Annotated in this window: 15 protein-coding genes; 7 read left to right on the forward strand and 8 right to left on the reverse strand. The window is 74.6% G+C overall.

Going from position 1 to position 18,089, the window contains the following annotated elements; genetic code table 11:
* Positions 1-370 precede the first annotated feature (370 nt).
* A complete protein-coding gene (locus tag ACFWBN_RS32590; protein WP_385182949.1) occupies positions 371-883 on the reverse strand; it encodes an NUDIX domain-containing protein in 513 nt (170 codons plus the stop codon).
* A gap of 44 nt (positions 884-927) precedes the next feature.
* Here ACFWBN_RS32590 and ACFWBN_RS32595 point away from each other — a divergent pair, with 44 nt between their 5' ends.
* The 4 genes from ACFWBN_RS32595 to ACFWBN_RS32610 all read left to right on the forward strand — a co-directional run bounded on the left by ACFWBN_RS32595 (position 928) and on the right by ACFWBN_RS32610 (position 3,661).
* Positions 928-1,596 carry a M15 family metallopeptidase gene (locus ACFWBN_RS32595; protein ID WP_385183058.1) on the forward strand — a complete coding sequence of 223 codons (669 nt, stop codon included), beginning with the start codon at positions 928-930 and terminating at the stop codon, positions 1,594-1,596.
* Positions 1,597-1,609: 13 nt separating this feature from the next.
* On the forward strand, positions 1,610-1,948 hold the full coding sequence (locus tag ACFWBN_RS32600; RefSeq protein WP_385182952.1) for an Mpo1-like protein: 339 nt from the start codon (positions 1,610-1,612) through the stop codon (positions 1,946-1,948).
* Between the two features lie 70 nt (positions 1,949-2,018).
* Positions 2,019-2,474, forward strand: coding sequence for a Zn-ribbon domain-containing OB-fold protein (locus ACFWBN_RS32605; protein ID WP_385182955.1), 456 nt, complete (start codon positions 2,019-2,021; stop codon positions 2,472-2,474).
* Positions 2,471-3,661: a lipid-transfer protein gene (locus ACFWBN_RS32610; RefSeq protein WP_385182958.1), complete on the forward strand. Its 1,191-nt coding sequence runs from the start codon at positions 2,471-2,473 to the stop codon at positions 3,659-3,661. The genes ACFWBN_RS32605 and ACFWBN_RS32610 overlap by 4 nt, the downstream gene beginning before the upstream one ends.
* Before the next feature lie 182 nt (positions 3,662-3,843).
* Here ACFWBN_RS32610 and ACFWBN_RS32615 read toward each other — a convergent pair whose 3' ends face one another.
* From ACFWBN_RS32615 to ACFWBN_RS32630, 4 genes are read right to left on the reverse strand one after another with little or no spacing between them, the layout of a single operon-like run.
* The gene (locus tag ACFWBN_RS32615; RefSeq protein ID WP_385182961.1) at positions 3,844-4,470 is read right to left on the reverse strand and encodes an ATP/GTP-binding protein; all 627 of its coding nucleotides are present in this window, start codon (positions 4,468-4,470) and stop codon (positions 3,844-3,846) included.
* The gene (locus tag ACFWBN_RS32620) at positions 4,451-4,891 is read right to left on the reverse strand and encodes a DUF742 domain-containing protein (protein WP_385182964.1); all 441 of its coding nucleotides are present in this window, start codon (positions 4,889-4,891) and stop codon (positions 4,451-4,453) included. The genes ACFWBN_RS32615 and ACFWBN_RS32620 overlap by 20 nt, the downstream gene beginning before the upstream one ends.
* Before the next feature lie 10 nt (positions 4,892-4,901).
* The gene (locus ACFWBN_RS32625) at positions 4,902-5,339 is read right to left on the reverse strand and encodes a roadblock/LC7 domain-containing protein (RefSeq protein WP_385182966.1); all 438 of its coding nucleotides are present in this window, start codon (positions 5,337-5,339) and stop codon (positions 4,902-4,904) included.
* Entirely contained in the window at positions 5,336-8,170 is a 2,835-nt protein-coding gene (locus tag ACFWBN_RS32630) for a nitrate- and nitrite sensing domain-containing protein (protein ID WP_385182968.1), read from the reverse strand. The genes ACFWBN_RS32625 and ACFWBN_RS32630 overlap by 4 nt, the downstream gene beginning before the upstream one ends.
* 372 nt (positions 8,171-8,542) lie before the next feature.
* Here ACFWBN_RS32630 and ACFWBN_RS32635 point away from each other — a divergent pair, with 372 nt between their 5' ends.
* A complete protein-coding gene (locus ACFWBN_RS32635; RefSeq protein WP_385182971.1) occupies positions 8,543-8,965 on the forward strand; it encodes a hypothetical protein in 423 nt (140 codons plus the stop codon).
* A gap of 132 nt (positions 8,966-9,097) precedes the next feature.
* On the opposite strand, the gene ACFWBN_RS32640 is transcribed toward ACFWBN_RS32635, so the two are convergent.
* The 3 genes from ACFWBN_RS32640 to ACFWBN_RS32650 form a co-directional block, all read right to left on the reverse strand.
* Positions 9,098-13,786 (reverse strand): hypothetical protein, encoded by a 4,689-nt coding sequence (locus ACFWBN_RS32640; RefSeq protein WP_385182974.1) that lies wholly within the window; start codon positions 13,784-13,786, stop codon positions 9,098-9,100.
* A gap of 52 nt (positions 13,787-13,838) precedes the next feature.
* Positions 13,839-14,738, reverse strand: a complete 900-nt coding sequence (locus ACFWBN_RS32645; RefSeq protein WP_385182976.1) for a hypothetical protein — start codon at positions 14,736-14,738, stop codon at positions 13,839-13,841.
* Positions 14,739-15,066: 328 nt separating this feature from the next.
* The gene (locus ACFWBN_RS32650; RefSeq protein WP_385182979.1) at positions 15,067-16,572 is read right to left on the reverse strand and encodes a hypothetical protein; all 1,506 of its coding nucleotides are present in this window, start codon (positions 16,570-16,572) and stop codon (positions 15,067-15,069) included.
* 100 nt (positions 16,573-16,672) lie between these two features.
* Here ACFWBN_RS32650 and ACFWBN_RS32655 point away from each other — a divergent pair, with 100 nt between their 5' ends.
* Positions 16,673-17,467 carry a LamB/YcsF family protein gene (locus tag ACFWBN_RS32655; protein WP_385182982.1) on the forward strand — a complete coding sequence of 265 codons (795 nt, stop codon included), beginning with the start codon at positions 16,673-16,675 and terminating at the stop codon, positions 17,465-17,467.
* A complete protein-coding gene (locus ACFWBN_RS32660; protein WP_385182985.1) occupies positions 17,464-18,081 on the forward strand; it encodes an allophanate hydrolase subunit 1 in 618 nt (205 codons plus the stop codon). Before ACFWBN_RS32655 ends, ACFWBN_RS32660 begins: the two co-directional genes overlap by 4 nt.
* The last annotated feature ends 8 nt before the right edge of the window (positions 18,082-18,089 follow it).

The raw sequence follows: 18,089 nt of genomic DNA on the forward strand, positions 1-18,089 counted from the left end.
ACGTACTTGCGTGGTCCGACAACGCGGCGAGGTGCCGTGCCTGGGGGTACCTCCCAGCGGTAGCTGGGGGAGCGCCGCAACCCGGTGAACCTTCCGGTCACAGCACTAGCGGCGGGCCGGGCGGGGCTCGGGGTGGCTGGGCCGGGTGGGCAGGTGCGGCTTCGCGATCGGGGCTCCGCCTCGCGCCCCGCGCCTCAAACGCCGGCGGGGCTGAGAAGTCGCCCGGCGGGGCTGAGGGGTGGCCCGGCCGAGGGGGCGGGTGCGGCTTCACGATCGGGGCTCCGCCCCGGACCCCGCGCCTCAAACGCCGGCGAGGCTGGATTTGCCCCCGGCGGGGCTGAAGGGTGGCGCGGCGGGGCTGACGGGTGCCCTAGGCGGTGTACTGGCCCGCGAACCAGGCGTTGGCGGCCTGGGTGTGGAGGGGGAAGGCCAGTTCGGTGGGGGCTCGGAGGATGTGCCAGCCCGTGGTTTCGTCCGTGGGGACCGGAGTGGGGAGGGTGGCGGTCGGGCGGGGTGGGAGGAGGCCGAAGAGGAGCAGGTGGCCGGCCGGGGAGCTCAGGGCGTCGGCCAGGGTGACCTCCGAGGCCGGGGCGGTGATGCCGGTTTCCTCGCGGAGTTCGCGGACGACCGCTTCGCGCCAGTCCTCGCCGAAGTCGATGAAGCCGCCGGGCAGGGCGACACCGCCGAGGGCCGGCTCGATGGTGCGGGTGATGACCACGAGGCCGGTGTCGTCCGCGTCCTCGACGGGGAGGAGGGCGATGGCCACCGGGAGCGGGTTGCGGTAGGCGGTGGCGCCGCACGCGGGGCAGGTGCGGGGCCACGTGGGGGTGGAGTACAGCGCTCCGCAGGTGGAGCAGTGCGAGTCCTTGAGTTGTGCCGGCATGGGGGGATGGTATGCCAAGGGGTATGAGGACAGCGGCTGTTGTGATGTGTGTGGGGCTCCTGACCGGCGGGGCGGCGGCTCCGCCGGAGTTCAGGGCTTTGGCGGATGTGGATCCGACCGTGCGGCAGGACATGCGGTATGCGGGTGCCCGGAATTTCATGGGCAGGCCGGTCGAGGGGTACGAGGAGCCGGTCTGCCTGCTCGCGCGGCCCGCCGCCGAGGCGTTGCGGCGGGCGCAGCGGCGGCTGCTGCGGCGCGGGCTGTCGCTGAAGGTGTACGACTGCTACCGGCCGCAGCGGGCCGTCGATCAGTTCGTGCGGTGGGCGAATGACGCCTCCGATCAGGGGACCAAGGCGGAGTTCTATCCGGATGTCGACAAGGACCGGCTGATTCCGGAGGGGTACATCGCCGAGAAGTCGGGGCATTCCCGCGGGAGCACCCTCGACGTGACGCTCGTGGCGCTCGTCGGTGGCCGGGAGCTGGACATGGGGACGGCTTTCGACTTCTTCGATCCGCGGTCGCACACCGACAGCCCCGCCGTGTCGGAGGCGGCCCGTGCGAACCGGCGGCTGTTGCGCGATGCGCTCGGCGACGCGGGTTTCGTCAACCTCCCGGAGGAGTGGTGGCACTTCACCTTCAAGCCCGAGGCGTTTCCCGATACGTATTTCGACTTTCCCGTCTCCCGCGCGTCTGTCGGCTCGGTGTGGCCGTGAGTAACGTGCCCGCATGACTTTCAGCTCGTACGAGGAATTCTGGCCCTACTACGTCGCCATGCACTCCCGCGCCGCCACCCGCTGGGTGCATCTCACCGGCACCCTCACCGGGCTCGCCCTGACCGTCTACGGGGTGGTGCGGGGGCGTAAGCGGTATCTCGCCGCACTGCCCCTGATCGGGTACGGGACCGCCTGGCCCGCGCATTTCCTCATCGAGAAGAACAATCCCGCCACCTTCGGACATCCCGGGTGGTCGCTCCGCGGGGACGCTCAGATGATCCGGATGATGCTGGCCGGGCGGGACGCGGAGCTGGCGGAGATCGCGCAGAAGTGGCTCGCCGAGAACCGGTGACCGCGCAGCCCGCCCGTGCCAGACTTCTGACGATCCGTCAGTTACTCGATCGTCTGGCTTGGGAGGGGTTTTGGCACGCACACGCACACCCGTCGTGAGCGGGTGGTTCACCGAGGACGGGCCGGGTGGCGGCTTCCGGCTGCTCGGCACCCGGTGTTCCGCCTGCACCGCGGTGTTCTTCCCGCGCGAGGACGCGTACTGCCGCAATCCGCACTGCCCCGGCGGCGGCGAGCTCGCCGAGGTGCCGCTGTCCCCGCGCGGGCGAGTCTGGTCCTACACCGACGGGCGCTACCGGCCGCCCGCGCCGTACGTGTCCGATCCGGATGCGCCCTGGGAGCCGTACACCCTGGTCGCGGTGGAGCTGGAGGCCGAGGGGATGGTCGTGCTGGGGCAGGCGGCGCCCGGGGTGGGGGTCGCCGATCTCGCGGTCGGGATGGAGGTCGAGGTGGTCGGCGGCGTGCTGAACGAGGACGCCGGGACGGCCTGGACCACCTGGCGGTTCAAGCCCGTGGGAGGGGTCGCGTGAGCGCCGACATCGCCGTGCTCGGCGCCGGGATGCACCCGTGGGGCAAGTGGGGCCGCAGCTTCGTCGAATACGGGCGGGCCGCCGCGCGGGCGGCGCTCGAAGACGCCGGACTGGACTGGACGGACGTGCAGTCCATCGTCGGCGCGGACACCGTGCGCTCCGGCTACCCGGGCTACGTCGCCGGGGCGACCTTCGCGCAGGCGCTCGGCTGGCAGGGCGCGCGGGTGACCAGCGTGTACGCGGCCTGCGCGTCCGGGGCGCAGGCGATCGGGGCCGCCCGGGCGCAGATCCTCGCCGGTCTGGCCGACGTGGTGCTCGTGGTGGGCGCGGACGCGGCGCCCAAGGGGTTCTTCGCGCCGGCGGGCGGCGACCGGCCCGACGACCCGGACTGGCTGCGCTTCCGGGTGCTGGGCGCCACCAACCCGGCGTACTTCGCGCTGTACGCCCGCCGCCGGATGGCCGTCCACGGGGACACCCCGGAGGACTTCGCCCAGGTCAAGGTGAAGAACGCGGCGGCCGGCGTGCTCAACCCGCATGCCCGCTACCGGAAGGCCGTCACGGCCGAGGAGGTCGCGGCCTCGGCGGTCGTCGCCGATCCGCTGCGGCTGCTCGACATCTGCGCCACCTCGGACGGGGGCGCGGCCCTGGTGCTCTCCAGCATGGATTTCGCCCGGTCGCGGGGCGTCGCCGACCCGGTGCGGATCCGGGCGGTGTCGACGGTGACCCCCACCTATCCGCGTACGGTGCTGGACCTGCCGGACATCGCCACCGATGCGGCGGTGGCGGTGGAGCCGGCGGCCGGGTCCTTCCGGGCCTCGATCGCGCGCGCCGCCTACGAGGAGGCGGGGCTCGGGCCGGACGAGCTCTCGCTCGCCGAGGTGTACGACCTGTCCACGGCGCTGGAGCTGGAGTGGTACGAGGACATCGGGCTCTGCGGGGAGGGCGAGGGGGCCAAGCTCGTACGGGAGGGCGCGACGGCCCTCGGCGGACGGATCCCCGTCAACACGAGCGGCGGCCTGGCCTCCTTCGGGGAGGCGGTGCCGGCGCAGGCCATCGCGCAGGTGTGCGAGCTGACGTGGCAGTTGCGCGGTACGGCCGGGGACCGGCAGGTGCCGGGGGCACGGGCCGGGATCACCGCCAACCAAGGGCTGTTCGGGCACGGCTCGGCCGTCGTCGCGGTGCGCTGAGCGGCGGCTACCGGCGGGTGTTGTCCGAACGCTTGACGGCCCCCTGTGCCGGGTTCACACTCGCTCCACAGTCCCGCGCCGCGACCGGGACCCCGAATCCCCCCATGAGAGCTGCGGCCCGTACCCCAGTCGGCGGGGGTACGGGCCGCCTCCATGTCAGGCCTCTGCGCGGGGCCTCCGTGTCAGGCGCCCGCCGTGAGGCTCCGGCGGCGTTCCCGGGCCATCGACATCGCGTGTTCGACGACCCCGACCAGCACGTCCTTCACGGACTCCCGGTCGCGCGCGTCGCACAGCAGCACCGGCACCTCGGGGTCGAGGTCGAGTGCCTCCCGTACGGTCACCACGGGGTGCCGGTCGGCGCCGTCGAAGCAGTTCACGGCGACGACGAACGGGATCTCGCGCCGCTCGAAGTAGTCGATCGCGGCGAAGCAGTCGGCGAGGCGGCGGGTGTCCGCGAGGACCACCGCGCCGAGCGACCCCTGGGCCAGCTCGTCCCACAGGAACCAGAACCGGTCCTGCCCGGGCGTGCCGAACAGGTACAGCACCAGGTCCTCGCGGAGCGTGATGCGCCCGAAGTCCATGGCCACGGTGGTGGTGCTCTTGCCCTCCACTCCCCCGGTGTCGTCGATGGCGGCTCCCGGCTCCGAGAGCCGTTCCTCGGTCCGCAGTGGTCTGATCTCGCTTACCGCACTGACCAGGGTGGTCTTGCCCACCCCGAAGCCGCCCGCGACCAGGATCTTCAAGGTCAGCGGTTCGACCGGTGACACGGCGTGCATGGCACCGGTGCGGCTAGAGCGCCCGAAGGCCATCGATCACCTCACGCAGAATGGATTCGTCGGGCAGTTCGGCCGGCGGTACCGGCCGGGTCACATGGACCAGTTCCTCGTCGACCAGGTCCCCGATCAGGACCCGTACGACTCCGACCGCGAGGTCGAGGTCGGCCGCGAGTTCGGCGACCGACTGCGGCCGCGCCAGGCACAGGCCGAGGATGTGGGTGTGTTCCGGGGACAGGGTCATGTCCCAGACCGGATCGTTCGCCGCCGCTTCGGCGACGACGAGGGCGATCAGGTCGAGTCGGTGCTGGCCCGCGTGGCTGGTCCGGCCGCGCGTCATGGCGTACGGGCGTACGACGGGACCCGCGTCGTCGTCGAACCAGTGCGTGGGGTCGGGGGCGGGGGCTCGGTCTGCGACCGGGGTGTCGGCGGGGTGGTCCTGGCCTGGATCGCTCATGCCTTACGACTCACCCTCCGGCTGGCAGCCCGGTGCGCGGGGCGGTCGCCAGGTGGTCGCCGACGCGCTTGACCATCAGCGTCATCTCGTACGCGACCTGGCCGACGTCGGAGTCGGCGTCGGCGAGCACGGCCAGGCAGCTGCCGTCGCCCGCGGCCATGACGAACAGGAAGGCCTCGTCGAGCTCGACGACGGTCTGGCGGACCTTGCCCGATTCGAAGTGCCGGCCGACGCCCTTGGCCAGGCTGTGGAAGCCGGAGGCCACCGCGGCGAGGTGCTCGCTGTCCTCGCGGGTCAGGTCCTTGGAGCTGCCGGTGGGCAGGCCGTCGCCCGAGAGGACCACCGCCTTGCGGATGGATCCGACCTTGTCGACCAGCTCGTCGAGGAGCCAGTTGAGCGGGCCGGAGCCGCGGCCCCTGGTGTCGTTGCCGGTCTGCGGTGCGGTCATCGACCGTCCCCTTCGTTCTCGATCGCGGGACCCGTGGCGGCGGAGGTGCCGGCCGCGGTCTCCGACTGCTGCTGTGCGTGCTGGTTGCGGCCCGCGGTCCAGCCGCGCTGGAGGGCGGACATGCGCGTCCGTACGTCCTCCGCGTCCCGGTCGGCCACCTGGTCGGCGGCGGCGTCGTCGGGAGCGGGGGCCGGGGGGTTCTTGAGCTGCGGGGCCAGGTTGGCCTGGCGGACCCGGCGGGGCAGGCCGCCCGGGCCGGTGCCCGTGCCGTTGCCCGGCACGGGCTTCGAGAGGGCCCTCGGCGCCGGGGCCGGCGCCGGGGCGGGCTGCGGCGGGACCACGTGCACCGGGCGCGGCTCCACCCGGCGGCCGTGTTCGGCGACCAGGGTCGGGGTGGGGCGGCGGCGGGGCAGCGGCACGGCTCCCGAGGAACGGGAACCGTCGGGGCGCGGGGTCTCCAGGCGCTGGGTGTCCAGGCGGACCGGGCCGGTGGGGGCCAGCGGCTCGCGGTCGCGGTCCCGGTCGCCCTTGCGGGCGCCGTGGCGCTCGGTGTGCCGGTCGGTGTGCGGCCGGTCCGCCGGGCGCAGCCCGAACAGGGCGCTGCGCGGGGTGCCGTTGGGCGGGGTCTCGTCGTCCAGCGTCGCCATGGCCGGACGGCCGCCGATGCCGTCCAGGACGGCGGGGTCGTCGAGGCCGTCGAGGACCTCGACGACCTCCGTGCCGTCGAGGCCGAGGACGTCGAGCGGGGCCTCCAGCTCGACGGGGCCGCGCAGTTCGGCGGCGGGCAGCGAGCGGCCGATGGGCGCGCGCTCCACGGCGGCGGGCGCGGGCCGGTCGGTGGGGATCGCGCCGGACCGGGCGGCCCCGGCGCCGGTCCCCGTCCCGGCGGCGCCGGCCTCGGGCCCGTCGAGCCGGATGCCGGTGCCGTTGGTCTCGGGGGCCTCGGTGAGGAGCTCCACGGGGAGGAAGACCACCGCGGTCGTGCCCCCGTACGGGCTGGGCTGGAGGGCGACCTTGACGCTGTGGCGCTGTGCGAGGCGGCTGACGACGAACAGGCCGAGGCGGTCGGTGTCGGAGAGTTCGAACTCGGGGGTCTCGGCGAGCCGGAGGTTCGCGTCGAGCAGTGCGTCCGGGTTCATGCCGAGGCCGCGGTCGTGGATCTCCAGGGTGAAGCCGTTGGCCACGCGCTCGCCGTGCACCTGGACCGCGGTGTGCGGCGGCGAGAACACGGTGGCGTTCTCCAGGAGTTCGGCGACGAGGTGGGTGATGTCGGCGACGGCGGGTCCTGCGATGCCCAGGCGCGGCAGCCGGCGGACCTCGATGCGCTCGTAGTCCTCGACCTCGGCGACCGCGGCGCGTACGACGTCCATCAGCTGGACGGGCTTGCGCCACTGGCGGGAGGGCGCGGCGCCGGAGAGGATCACCAGGCCTTCGGCGTGGCGGCGCATGCGGGTGGTCATGTGGTCGAGGCGGAAGAGGTCGGCGAGCTCCTCGGTGTCCTCGGTGCGGCGCTCCATGGTGTCGAGGAGGGTCAGCTGGCGGTGCAGCAGGACCTGGTTGCGGCGGGCCAGGTTGACGAATACTTCGGAAACGCCGCGACGCAGCTCCGCCTGCTTGACCGCGGCCTCGACGGCGGCGCGCTGAAGGGTGTTGAGGGCCTGGCCGACCTGGCCGACCTCGTCCTTCTCGAACTCCAGGCGGGGCGCCTCGGTCTCCACGTCCACGTGCTCGCCGGCGGCGAGGCGGCGCATCACGGCGGGCAGCCGGACGCCGGAGACCTCGTGGGCCTCCTTGCGGAGGCGGGACAGGTCGCGGACCAGGTCGCGGCCGATGCGGACGGAGAGGATCAGGGAGACGACCAGGGCGATGAAGCCGAGGATGCCGGCGACGGCGGCCTGGACCAGGACGTCCATGGCGACGGGCTCGACGCGCTTCTGGTAGCGGTCGCCGGCGTCGGTGCCCATGGTGGCGAGGTCGTCGAGGACCTTGGTCGAGGCCTCGTCCCACTGGGCGGTGGTGAGGCCGCGCGGGTTCCTGACGGCTCCGGCGTTGAGGAAGCGTTCCTCCGCGTCGCGCAGGGCCTTGGAGTCGACGCCGCCCCAGTACTGCTCGAAACGCTCGCGGTCGGCGGCCGGGAGGATCGCGAGGTTGAAGTCGTAGAGCAGCTTGCGGTTGGCGACGAAGTCGGAGACGTGGCGGATGTCGGCCGTGCTGGTGTTGCGGGCGGCGAGGGCGGAGGCGATCACGGCGTCCTCGCGGGAGAGCGCCTCGCGGGCCCGGGTGATGCCGACGAGGGCGCGGCCCTGCTTGTCCATCTCCACGTTCTCCAGGGCGTGGAGGTTCATGAGGAACTCGTAGCAGGGGTCGACGAGCCGGCCGTAGAGGTCCAGGGCCTGGCTGGGGTCGAGGCTGTTCGAGTCGACGGAGTGGCGCAGGGCTCCGACGCCGCGGAAGGCGGCAAGGATGGAGCGCAGGCGCTCGGCGTTCTGCGGGCTCAGCTCGTCGAGGACTTCGGGTTCCCGGGCGCTGGCGCTGATCTGCTCCACGACGGCGTCGGTCTCGGCGCGGCGCTTGGCGAGTTCGGCGGTGGCGTTGGCGGCGCGGGGGTCGCCGATGACGACGAGGGTCTGGCGGCGTTCCTTCTGGACGACGCGGACGACGTCCTCGATGGGGTAGCCGACCTTGTCGATGACGTAGGCGACGTCGAGGAGTTGGAGGGCCTGACGGCCGGTGATGACCGTGGCGAAGCCCCAGAGGGCGGTCAGGGAGACGAGCGGCACAAGGAGCAACGCCACGATCTTCCGGCGGATGGACTTCCCGCGAAAGCGCATGGCCTCCCCAGCCTCCCCCAGCTCAACCCCGTTGTCGGGGGTCGGTGTTCCGTCATTTAAACGGCGTGAGCCTACTACTGCCACGGAGCGGGATCGAAGGCGTGTCCGGACGTTTTCGGCCGGACCCCTGGACGAAGATCACGAGTTGTCCGATACTTCCGGTGATTAGCGGCCCGATATGTGGCAGATGACACCTGGTGAGGCGTCAGTTCCCGCAACCCGATGGATGGCTGGAATTATTCGTTCCGCGATCAACGGGGGCGGCGGAAGCGTCCGGGATCCGGGAATCTCTCGGCCGTGCGGATCGTCTCCTGTTTGGGGTAGACGTGAGGGGTGGGCACGGCCGACCGCGCGGTGGGGAGGGAGCGGACCATGAGCGGATACGAGGGCGGTGGCGGCGGGGGCCGGAGCGGGCTGTGGGTGGAGGAGCCGGCGCGCCGGCGCCGGCTGCCGGACCCGGTGCGGGCGTCCGCGGTGCGGGCGGTGGTGATCGTCGCCGTGACGCTCACCCAGGCGACGATCACCTTCTTCCTCTCGGTCACCGGCTCGTGGCTGGCCTTCCCGATGGCGCTCGGCGCGGTGGCGGGGACGATCGTGGCCACGTGGGGGGTCCTGGACGTGGTGATCACCCGGCAGACGTGGAACCAGCGGTACGGGGTCTTCTCGGAGCCGAGCAGCACGGCGCGCCCCCGCCGCCGCGACGCGGGTCGCTCGGCGCGTGCGGGGCGGGAGTCCCGTGGCCCCGGCCGCATACGCCGCGAGGACGGCCCCCTCACGGCGTTCGGCCGCCGCTAGGCCTTACGGGACCACCCAGGCGTGCACAGCACCGCTCCTGGGGCTCCGCCCCAGACCCCGCGCCTCAAACTCCCCCAGCTACCGCTGGGAGGGGACCCCAGGTGAGGCTGCATTGTCTGGGGCGGAGCCAGGTCAGGCAGTGGTCGCCCCCCTGCGGAACATGCGGGTTGCCGTGATCTCGCCGTGGATCGCTTCGCCCTCCGGGGACGGCTGCGGCAGGCCCGGGCGGAGGTGTTCCTCGACGCTGATGTACTTCAGGCCCGCCCGCAGGTCCGCGTCGTTGCGCAGGCGGATGACCAGCGGGAACTCCGCCAGGGCCGTGGTGTCGAAGAGGCCCGTCGTGTACAGGAGCTGGACGCCGAGGGCGTCCGAGACGGCCCGCTGGAGCTCCAGCAGGTACGTGGCGTTCGCGCGGCCGATCGGGTTGTCGAGGAACAGCGTGCCCGCGTGGCGGTGCTTGTCGCGGCCGCGGTCGTTGCTGCGCAGCGCCGCCATCGTGCAGTACAGGGCGATGGCGGCGGTCAGCAGCTGGCCGCCGGAAAAGACGTCTCCCATCTGGCCGACGGGGACGCGCTCGGCCCGCAGGACGGCGTCCGGCTTGAGGATCTCCACCGAGATGCCCTTGGGTTCGAGGGCTGCCTGGACACCCCTCAGGAGCAGGGACATGCCGTCGCGGCGGCCCTCGCCGAAGGAGGCGGTGCTGTTCTTCTTCACGGCCGCGCGGGTGGCCTCGTCGATGACCTCGCCGAGTCGTTCCGTGAGCGTGGCCTGGTCCGGCTCCTCGAAGCGGATCCGGAGGAACTCCTGGCCCGACCATTCGCCGAGGCCTTCCGGCAGCTGGGAGAGGCGCTGCGCCGAGCGGAGGGTGGCCAGCGCCGATTCGACCAGGCCGCGCAGGCGGTCGACGATGCTGTCGCGGTTGCGCTCCAGCTGCGCCAGCTCGTCGGTCAGGACGCGCAGGCGCGGGGCGAACGCCGCCGCCCAGGCCGCCGCGTGCTCGGGCAGGGCGGAGGCGGGCAGTTCGCGGATCTGCTGGCGCGCGGGGGTGCGTACCTGCTCGTAGCGGGTGGCGTTGGCGTGCCGGACCAGGATGTCGCTCGCCTCGCGCACGGCGGACTCGGCGGCCGAGAGGTCAGCCGCGCAACCGCGCAGGGCCCGGCGGGCCTCGGTGGCCGACTGGCGGGCCTCCTCCAGCGTCCCGGGGTGCGCCGCCGGCTCCTGTTCGTCGTCGGCGTGGGTGTGGTCGCGCAGGAGGTCCCGCAGCAGGGCCGCGGTCTCGTCGAAGCCGCCGGCGCCGTCCTCCGCCGTGCGGTGGGCGCGCAGCAGGTCCGCGTGGGCGGCCCTGGCGGTCTCCACGGCGGCGGTGTGGGCGGCGAGTTGCGCGGTGGCCGTACGGAGCAGGCCCTGGGCCTGCTCCACGTCCCCGGGGATGAGTTCCTCGGGGAGTTCGGTGTGCGCCTCGCCCTCGGCCGGGGCGTGTCGTTCGGCCTCGCCGCGCAGTCGGCCGAGCTGCTCGCTGGCGGTGGACGCGCGGGTCTCCAGCATCTGGACGAGGGACTCGGCGCGGGCGGCGGCGGCCTGCCGGGAGGGTCCGTCGGCGCCGTCGGTGCCTTCGAGGAGCTGGGCGGCGCGGGTGCGGACCTTGTTGGTGAGGCGGTCGAGTTCGGCGAGGGCGGCGCTCTCGTCGCTCTCGGCGCGGGCCTGTTCGGCACGCAGGTCGGCGCCGACGCCGACCTTCTCGTACAGCTGGGAGGCGGCCCGGTAGGCCTCTCGCAGGTCCGGGAGCGGCGCCTTGAGGGTGCCGTCGCCCGCCGGGAGGGGCTCGGGCGCGCCGGCGATCTCGGCGCGCTCGGCCCGCAGGGCGCGGGCGGTGCGGTGGGCGTCGTCGGCGGCGCGCTGCGCGGCGCGCCGGTCCTCGTCGGCGGCGCGGGCCCGGTCGAGGCAGACCTCGGCGCGGGCCTCGGACTCGGCGGCCTCGTCGGCGAGTTCGCGGAGGCGGGCCTGCCAGCCGGCGCGTTCGCGCAGGCGGAAGGCGAGCCCGGCGAGGGCGTCGGCGACCCGGCGGGCGCGCTGGGCGGTGTCCTGGCGCTCGTCGCGCACGCGGGCGGCGTCGGCGGCGGCCTCGTCGGCCTCGGCGCGTACGGTACGGGCCTCCGCGAGCTCGGCGTCGGCCTCCTCGGCGAACGCCCGGGCGGCCGCGGCCTGCTGCGCCAGCTCGGCGAGGCGGCCGGGCGGGCAGCCGGTGCGCCAGGAGGCGAGGCGGGCGGCGAGCTCGCGGTCGCCGGCGAGGCGGGCGGCCAGGTCGCGGATCTCGGTGTCGCGGGCGGTGGCGCGGGTGCGCAGCGCCTGGCGCTCCTCGTCGGCGGCGTGCTCGTCGTGCATGGCCGGGTTCGGCGAAACGATGAAAATACTGGACACGGCGCTGTCCGGGTCGCCCGCGGGCACCGGCGCCAGCAGGGCGGCGGCCGTGCCGACGGCGACGGTCGAGCGGGGCAGCAGGGCGGCGCCGGAGAGGACCTCGCGGGCGCGGCTGTGGGTGTCGGGGTCGGTGATGACGACGCCGTCGACGAGTTCGGGGCGGGCTGCGAGGACGGCGGCGTGGTCGGCGGGGTCCACGGACTGGGCGAGGTAGCGCCAGCCGGGGAGGGCGGGGATGCCGTGTTCGCCGAGGTACTCGACGGTGGCGAGGACGTCGGGGCCGGGCGGCAGCAGGCCGCCGTCGCCGAGGGCGCCGAGGATGCGGGCGTCGTCGGCGGCGGCGGTGCGCAGCTCGAACAACTGCCGCTCGGCCGCGGCGACTCCGTCGGTCAGCATCTGCCGCAGCTCGTCGGCGCCACGGTCGAGGTCGGCGGGGGTGAGCCCCCCGGGGGCCCCTGCGGAGCCGGGCGCGGGGCCGTCCGTACCCGAATCGGCGGAGCCGGGCACGGAGCCGGAGTCGGACGCCTCCCGCGGGTGGGGGAGGTCGGCGTCCGGGGCGGCCGGGAGGCCCAGGAGGGCTGCCAGGCGGGGGGATTCGGCGAGGAGGGCGGCGGCGCGGTATTCGGCGTCGTGGGCGGCTTCGGCGGCGGCGGTGGCGTCCGCGGCGCGGGCGGCGGTGAGTTCGGCGCGGGATTCGGCGGCCGCGGCCTCGCGGGCGGCTTCAGCGGCGGCCCTGGAGGCTTCGCGGGCCTCGTCCCAGGCGGCCACGGCGGTCTTCTCGGCGTCGGTGGCGGCGAGGGCGGCGCGCGCCGGGTCGGCGTCGGGCGCGGAGTCGTCGAGCCAGCCGGCCCGGACGGCCTCGGCGGTCTCCTGCTGGACCTCGCCGAGCCGGGCCCGGAGGTGTTCGGCCTCGCTGCGGGCGCGCTGGGCGGCCGTGGCGGCGGCGGTGGCGTCGCGGTGTGCGGACTCGCCGGTGGCCTGGAGGACGGCGGACCGCTCCTCCTCCTCGTTGGCCACCCGCTCGCCGTGCTCGGCGGCGGTGTGCAGGGCCCGTACGAGATCGGCGGCGGCCGTCGCGCGGGCGGCGAGCGCCGGGGCGGCGTCCCGCTCGGCTTCCAGGATCGCGGCGGCGACGCGGGCGGAGCGGTCGGCGGCGGCGCGGTGGCGCAGCACCGTCTCGGCGGCCTGCCAGGCGGAGTGCAGCGTGCGGGCTTCGAGGAGCTCGCGGCGCTGGGCGGCGGCGGCCTTGTCGGCGACGGTCAGCGCCAGCGAGGCGTGCCGGTAGGCGAGTTCGGCGGAGACGGCGGCGCTGCGGGTGCGCGCGGACTCGGCGGCGGTGACCTCGTGGGCGGCGCCGGTGACCCGCTGGGCGAGGTCGGCGGCCCGGCCGCGCTCCTCGGTGGCGCGGGCGGACAGCCGCCGGGCGAGGGTGCGCGTACGGCGTTCCGCGCCCGCGTGGACGTCGCGCAGCCGGGAGCGGGTCTCGGCGGCCTCGACGATGCGGGTGAGCAGGTCCACGGAGCCGGCGGTGAAGTCGCGTTCGGCCATGAGCTCGGCGCGGCGGCCGAGCTTGTTGCCGAAGCCGTGGACCAGGTCGGCGAGGCCGTCGGTGTCACGGGTGTCGGTGACGGCGCGCAGCAGGAGGTCGGTGAAGTCGGAGTCCTTCTTGACCGCGAAGAGGCCGGCGGCCTCGCCCTCGTCTGCGTTCATCTCGCGCTGGTAGCGGAAGAGTTCGGGGTCGAGGCCGAGGTCGGTGAGGTGCTCGTTCCAGCGGTCGTGGATCTCCTCGAAGTAGACCTCCAGGTGCGGGTACGCCTTGCCGGCCTCGGTGAGGGCGTCGCGGAAGCCCTTCATGGTGCGGCGGCGGCCCTGGGCGCCGGAGGCGCCTTCGACGGGCGGGCGGACGGCGGTGGCCTCGGCGACGGGGAGGTTGTCGAGGCTCAGGCCCGGGCCGGGACGGAAGGAGTACCAGGCCTCGGCGAACTTGCGCGGGTCGTTGGAGACCTGGCGGCCGCGCCATTCGCTGACCTTGCCGACGACCACGCATTCGCCGGTCTGGGTGTGCTGCCACTCCAGGGCGACGTGGCCGCAGTCGTCGGCGAGCAGGAACTTGCGCAGCACGCCCGAGCTGGCGCCGCCGAGGGTGTTGCGGTGGCCCGGGAGCATGACCGAGAAGATCAGCTTGAGCAGGACGGACTTGCCGCCGCCGTTCTCCAGGAAGAGCACGCCGGCGGGCGCCGGGCGGCGCGGCGGGCCGGTGGGCTCGTCCTCGAAGAACTCCGCCTGGGCGGGCGCCGGGTGGGGCACCGGCTCACCGACTCCGCGCAGGTCGAGCACGGTGTCGGCGTAGCGCGCACCGGCGGGCCCGATGGAGTAGAGGCGGATCCGGGACAGCTCGTACATGGGCGGGGACTCTCGTTGCTTCTCGGTGTGTCTCGGTACGGAGGGCGGTGGCTCAGGCGTGGAACGGGAGTCCGGCGTCGGCCGCGAGCTCCAGGTCGTCGCCCTCGGGCGGCGGCAGCAGGGTGGCGCAGCCGTCGCTGACGGGGACCACGCCCAGTTCGAGGAGTTCGGCCATGGCCGCGCTGCCCGCCATGTCGCGGACCTGCAACTGGTAGCGCGGGGTGGTGCGGTAGGTGCCGCCGGCGTCGTCGCCGGTGCGCTGGAGGAAGCCGGAGTCGGTGAGGAAGGCGGCGGCCTTGCCGACGATGCCGGTGGTGGAGCCGGCGAGACGGCGGGCGTCCTTGGTGGCGCCGGTCGCGCTGCGGCGGGCGTACACGCGCCAGGCGGCCTCCAGGCCGGGGGCGTCGGAGGCGGGGTCGGTGTTCTCGCCGAGCTCGTCGGCGCGCTCCTCCAGGCGGCGGCAGGTCTGGCGGACGAAGGCGTCGACGCCGTTGACGGTGATGCGGCCGATGTAGCCGTCGTCGGCGAGGTCCTCGGGGCGGGGGTAGGCGAGGGCGGCGACGGCGAGGTGGGCGAGGCCGTGCAGGAAGCGGTCTGCGGAGTCGGCGGCGGTGCGGCGGGCGTAGTCGCCCATGCGGACGGCGAAGACGGAGTCCTCGCCGGCGGCCACGGCCATGCCGGCGCGCGGGGACACCTCCAGGACGACGAGGCCGAGGCCGGTGGCGACGGCGTCGGCGAGCCGGCCGAAGGCGGGGTCCTCGCGGTAGCGGCGGAGCAGTTCGGCGTACTCGGCGTCACGGGCGGGGAGCAGCTTGGGCTGCAGCCCGAAGGCGACGAGCCGGGCCGCGTCCGCGGCGTCGGCGGGGGTCACCGCCGGGTTCGCGGCCGCGACGGGGGTGGCGGGAGGCGCGGGCTCGCTCCACGCGGGGGGTTCGGCGTGGTGGTCGCTCACGGGTGGATCTCCTCGGCGGTGCGGGTGGTACGGGCGGTACGGGTGGTACGCCGCGCGGGCGGCTCCGGCCAATTCAGCCTCGCCTGGGGGTCCCTCCCAACGGTAGCTGGGGGAGTTTGAGGCGCGGGTCCGGGCAGAGCCCGATGCCCGGCGGAGCCGGGTTTCCTGGGGCTCCGCCCCAGACCCCGCGCCTCAAACGCCGGCGAGGCTGGGTTTGGCTCCGGCGAGGCTGGGTTCGGCCCGGCCAGCGCTGGGTTCAGCCCGGCCAGGGAAGGGTTCGGCCCAGGCGAGGCTGGGTTCGGCCCGGCCAGGGCAGCGGCAGCGGCGGTCATGCCGCCTCCGCGCGGTCCGCGGCCATGCCGGCCGCGTCGAGGAGGGCGGTGCCGACGATCAGGTCGGCGCCGCCGAACTCCGGGTCGTCGAGCTGGGTGCCGTCGTCCACCGCGAAGAGCAGCCGCTCCTCGCCCTGGCGGTAGGCCGTGCCGACGGCCGGGCTCGCCGCGTGGACGGCGAGCAGGGCCACCAGGTACGGCAGGTCCGGGTCGCCGCGGCGGGCCTGCGCCAGCAGGCCGGACAGCCGGCGCGGGGCGTCGTGCGGAAGGTCCAGGAGCTCCATCGCGGCGGCGAGCTGCTCCTCGCTGAAGCGGCTGTCGTCCGGGGTGGCGATCAGGTCGGGCTCCGGCATCTCCACGCCGAGGTGCTCCCGCTCCACCGGCGGGGTGAGCAGGATGTCCACCAGGTCGGCGACGCGCACCGAGACGGGGGTGCGCAGGCCCGTGCCGGCCGCGAAGAAGGCGTCCGTGACCCGGCGGGCCTGGGCGACCGGCAGCGGCAGCAGGGGCGCCACGAGCTGCCCGTAGAGGTCGATGCCCGAGCGCGGCGCGGGCGCGGCGAAGGCCTGGCGGTCCTGTTCGGCGCGGAAGAGCGGGCCGGCGTCCAGGAGCCGGGACTGGAGCTGGGTGTGGCGGCGGATGCAGTCCTTGACGATGTCGACCAGTTCGGCGGCGCGCCGCTTGCTCTCCGGCTCCTCCGCCTCGTCGCGCGCCTTGCGGATGTTCGTCAGGATCGCGTTCTCGTGCCGGTAGCGGTCGGCGACGTGATCGAGGGCCTCCGCGATCATGTCGGGGACGGCCTGGAGCCAGTCCACCGCCCGGACGTTGCGGCGGGTCGCGTCCAGCGTCCGCCGCAGGGTCTCGGCGTACTGGACCGTGCGGTAGCGGGCCTGTTCCGCGGCGAGCTGGGCGTCGGCCAGCCGGCCCCGGCTGATCAGGACCTCCAGCTTCACCTCGGCCGCGATCTGCGCGCTGGTCACGTCCGTGTCGAGGGCGCCGACCAGGACGTTGACGGCCTCGTCGGTCGTGCGCAGGTACACCGCGCCGCCGTACCCCGGCACCTCTTCGATCAGCTTGAAGTCGTAGTCTCGCCGGACGTAGACGCCGTCCGGGCCGAACGTGCCGTAGATCGCGCGGAATCCGCGGTCCACGCTGCCCACGTTGATCAGGTTCTCCAGCACCCAGCGGGCCACCCGCTCGTGCTCGGCCGCGGGCCGGGCCGGGGCCTGGGCGGCGACGCGCGGCAGCAGCCTGGCCACTATCTGCTCGTGGTCGGCGCCCGTGTCGAAGTCCATGTTGAGCGTGACCAGGTCGATCGCGGCCAGCGCGACCTCCGCCATCGCGTAGACCCCGTACTCGCCCGCCAGATTGGCCTTGCGTACGTCGAGGTCGTGCAGCGGGGCGGTGCAGGCGAGGGCGCGCAGCCGCCGGGCCAGGCCCTCGTCGGCGGCCGGGCCCGGCGCCGGGGACGGAAGGGTCTTCGCCGGGGCAGGGAGAGTCACGGACAAAGACTAGGCGCTGACCCTGACAACATCCCAAACGGCATGGTTCGGCCGGATCGTCCCCGCCTTCGTCGCGGGTGGCCTGTTCTACGCTCGCCGCATGGCTTCCATGATCGCACCCACCCCGGTGATCGACCTCAACGCCGACCTCGGCGAGGGCTTCGGCCGCTGGACGCTCACCGACGACGAGGCGCTGCTGTCCGTGGTGACGAGCGCCAACGTCGCCTGCGGCTTCCACGCCGGGGACCCGTCCATCATGCGCCGGGTCTGTGAGCTGGCGGCCGAGCGCGGCGTACGGATCGGTGCTCAGGTCTCCTACCGCGACCTGGCCGGCTTCGGGCGGCGCTCGATGGACGTGCCGGCCGGGGAGCTGGCGGCCGAGGTGGCCTACCAGATCGGGGCGCTGGAGGTCTTCGCGCGCGCGGCCGGCTCCCGCGTGTCCTATGTGAAACCGCACGGCGCGCTGTACAACCGCACCGTGCACGACGCCGACCAGGCCGCCGCGGTCGTCGCGGGCGTCCGCCTCGCGGCCGGGGCCGGTGCCACCGGAGGCCTGCCGGTGCTGGGGCTGCCCGGGTCGCTGCTGCTCGCCGCCGCCGAGGAGGCCGGGCTGGCCCCCGTCGCGGAGGCCTTCGCCGACCGGGCCTACACGCCCGCCGGAACGCTGGTGCCGCGCGGCGAACCGGGCGCGGTGGTGCACGACCCGGACGCGGTGGTCGCGCGGGCGGTCGGGATGGCCGCGCGGGGCGAGGTGACGGCGGCCGACGGCTCCCGGGTGGCGGTGGCCGCACGCTCGCTGTGCCTGCACGGGGACACCCCGGGCGCCGCGGATCTCGCGGGCCGGGTGCGGGCGGCGCTGGGCGCGGCCGGGGTGCGGGTGGAGGCCTTCGCGTGAGGACCCTGGTGGTGGGCGGCGAGGCGCTGCTCGTCGAACTGGACTCGGCCGCCGAAGTGGCCGCGCTCCACGCCGAACTGCTGCGCCGCCGGGACGCGGGCGAGCTGGGCGCCGTACGGGACCTGGTGCCCGCGGCCCGGACCGTGCTGCTCGACGGCGTCCGCGACCCCGCCGCGCTCGGCGCCCGGATCGCGCGGTGGGAGGTGCCCCCGCTCCAGGAGACGCAGGGTCCGCTGGTGACCGTCCCGGTGCGCTACGACGGCCCGGACCTGGCGGAGGTGGCCCGGCTGTGGGGCGTGGCCCCCGAGGAGGTCCCGGCCGTCGTCGGCGACACCGTCTTCCGGGTGGCCTTCTGCGGGTTCGCCCCCGGCTTCGGCTACCTGACCGGGCTCCCGGAGCGCTTCCACCTCCCCCGCCGCGCCACGCCCCGTACGGCCGTCCCGGCGGGCTCGCTGGCCCTGGCGGGCGAGTACGCGGGGGTGTACCCGCGCTCCTCCCCCGGCGGCTGGCAGCTGATCGGGTCCACGGACGCCGTGCTCTGGGACCCGGACCGGGAACCGGCGGCGCTGTTCGCGCCGGGGGTCCGGGTGCGGTTCACGGAGGCGGGCCGATGACCGGGCCG

The organism is Streptomyces sp. NPDC059989 (assembly GCF_042736975.1).
Taxonomy (GTDB): domain Bacteria; phylum Actinomycetota; class Actinomycetes; order Streptomycetales; family Streptomycetaceae; genus Streptomyces.

What these genes read in the sequence shown, in the direction of transcription:
- ACFWBN_RS32590 (WP_385182949.1), bottom strand. Translation starts at nt 883, where the DNA reads ATGCCGGCACAACTCAAGGACTCGCACTGCTCCACCTGCGGAGCGCTG.
- ACFWBN_RS32595 (WP_385183058.1), top strand. Translation starts at nt 928, where the DNA reads ATGTGTGTGGGGCTCCTGACCGGCGGGGCGGCGGCTCCGCCGGAGTTC.
- ACFWBN_RS32600 (WP_385182952.1), top strand. Translation starts at nt 1,610, where the DNA reads ATGACTTTCAGCTCGTACGAGGAATTCTGGCCCTACTACGTCGCCATG.
- ACFWBN_RS32615 (WP_385182961.1), bottom strand. Translation starts at nt 4,470, where the DNA reads ATGGCCTTCGGGCGCTCTAGCCGCACCGGTGCCATGCACGCCGTGTCA.
- ACFWBN_RS32620 (WP_385182964.1), bottom strand. Translation starts at nt 4,891, where the DNA reads ATGAGCGATCCAGGCCAGGACCACCCCGCCGACACCCCGGTCGCAGAC.
- ACFWBN_RS32625 (WP_385182966.1), bottom strand. Translation starts at nt 5,339, where the DNA reads ATGACCGCACCGCAGACCGGCAACGACACCAGGGGCCGCGGCTCCGGC.
- ACFWBN_RS32630 (WP_385182968.1), bottom strand. Translation starts at nt 8,170, where the DNA reads ATGCGCTTTCGCGGGAAGTCCATCCGCCGGAAGATCGTGGCGTTGCTC.
- ACFWBN_RS32635 (WP_385182971.1), top strand. Translation starts at nt 8,543, where the DNA reads ATGAGCGGATACGAGGGCGGTGGCGGCGGGGGCCGGAGCGGGCTGTGG.
- ACFWBN_RS32640 (WP_385182974.1), bottom strand. Translation starts at nt 13,786, where the DNA reads ATGTACGAGCTGTCCCGGATCCGCCTCTACTCCATCGGGCCCGCCGGT.
- ACFWBN_RS32655 (WP_385182982.1), top strand. Translation starts at nt 16,673, where the DNA reads ATGGCTTCCATGATCGCACCCACCCCGGTGATCGACCTCAACGCCGAC.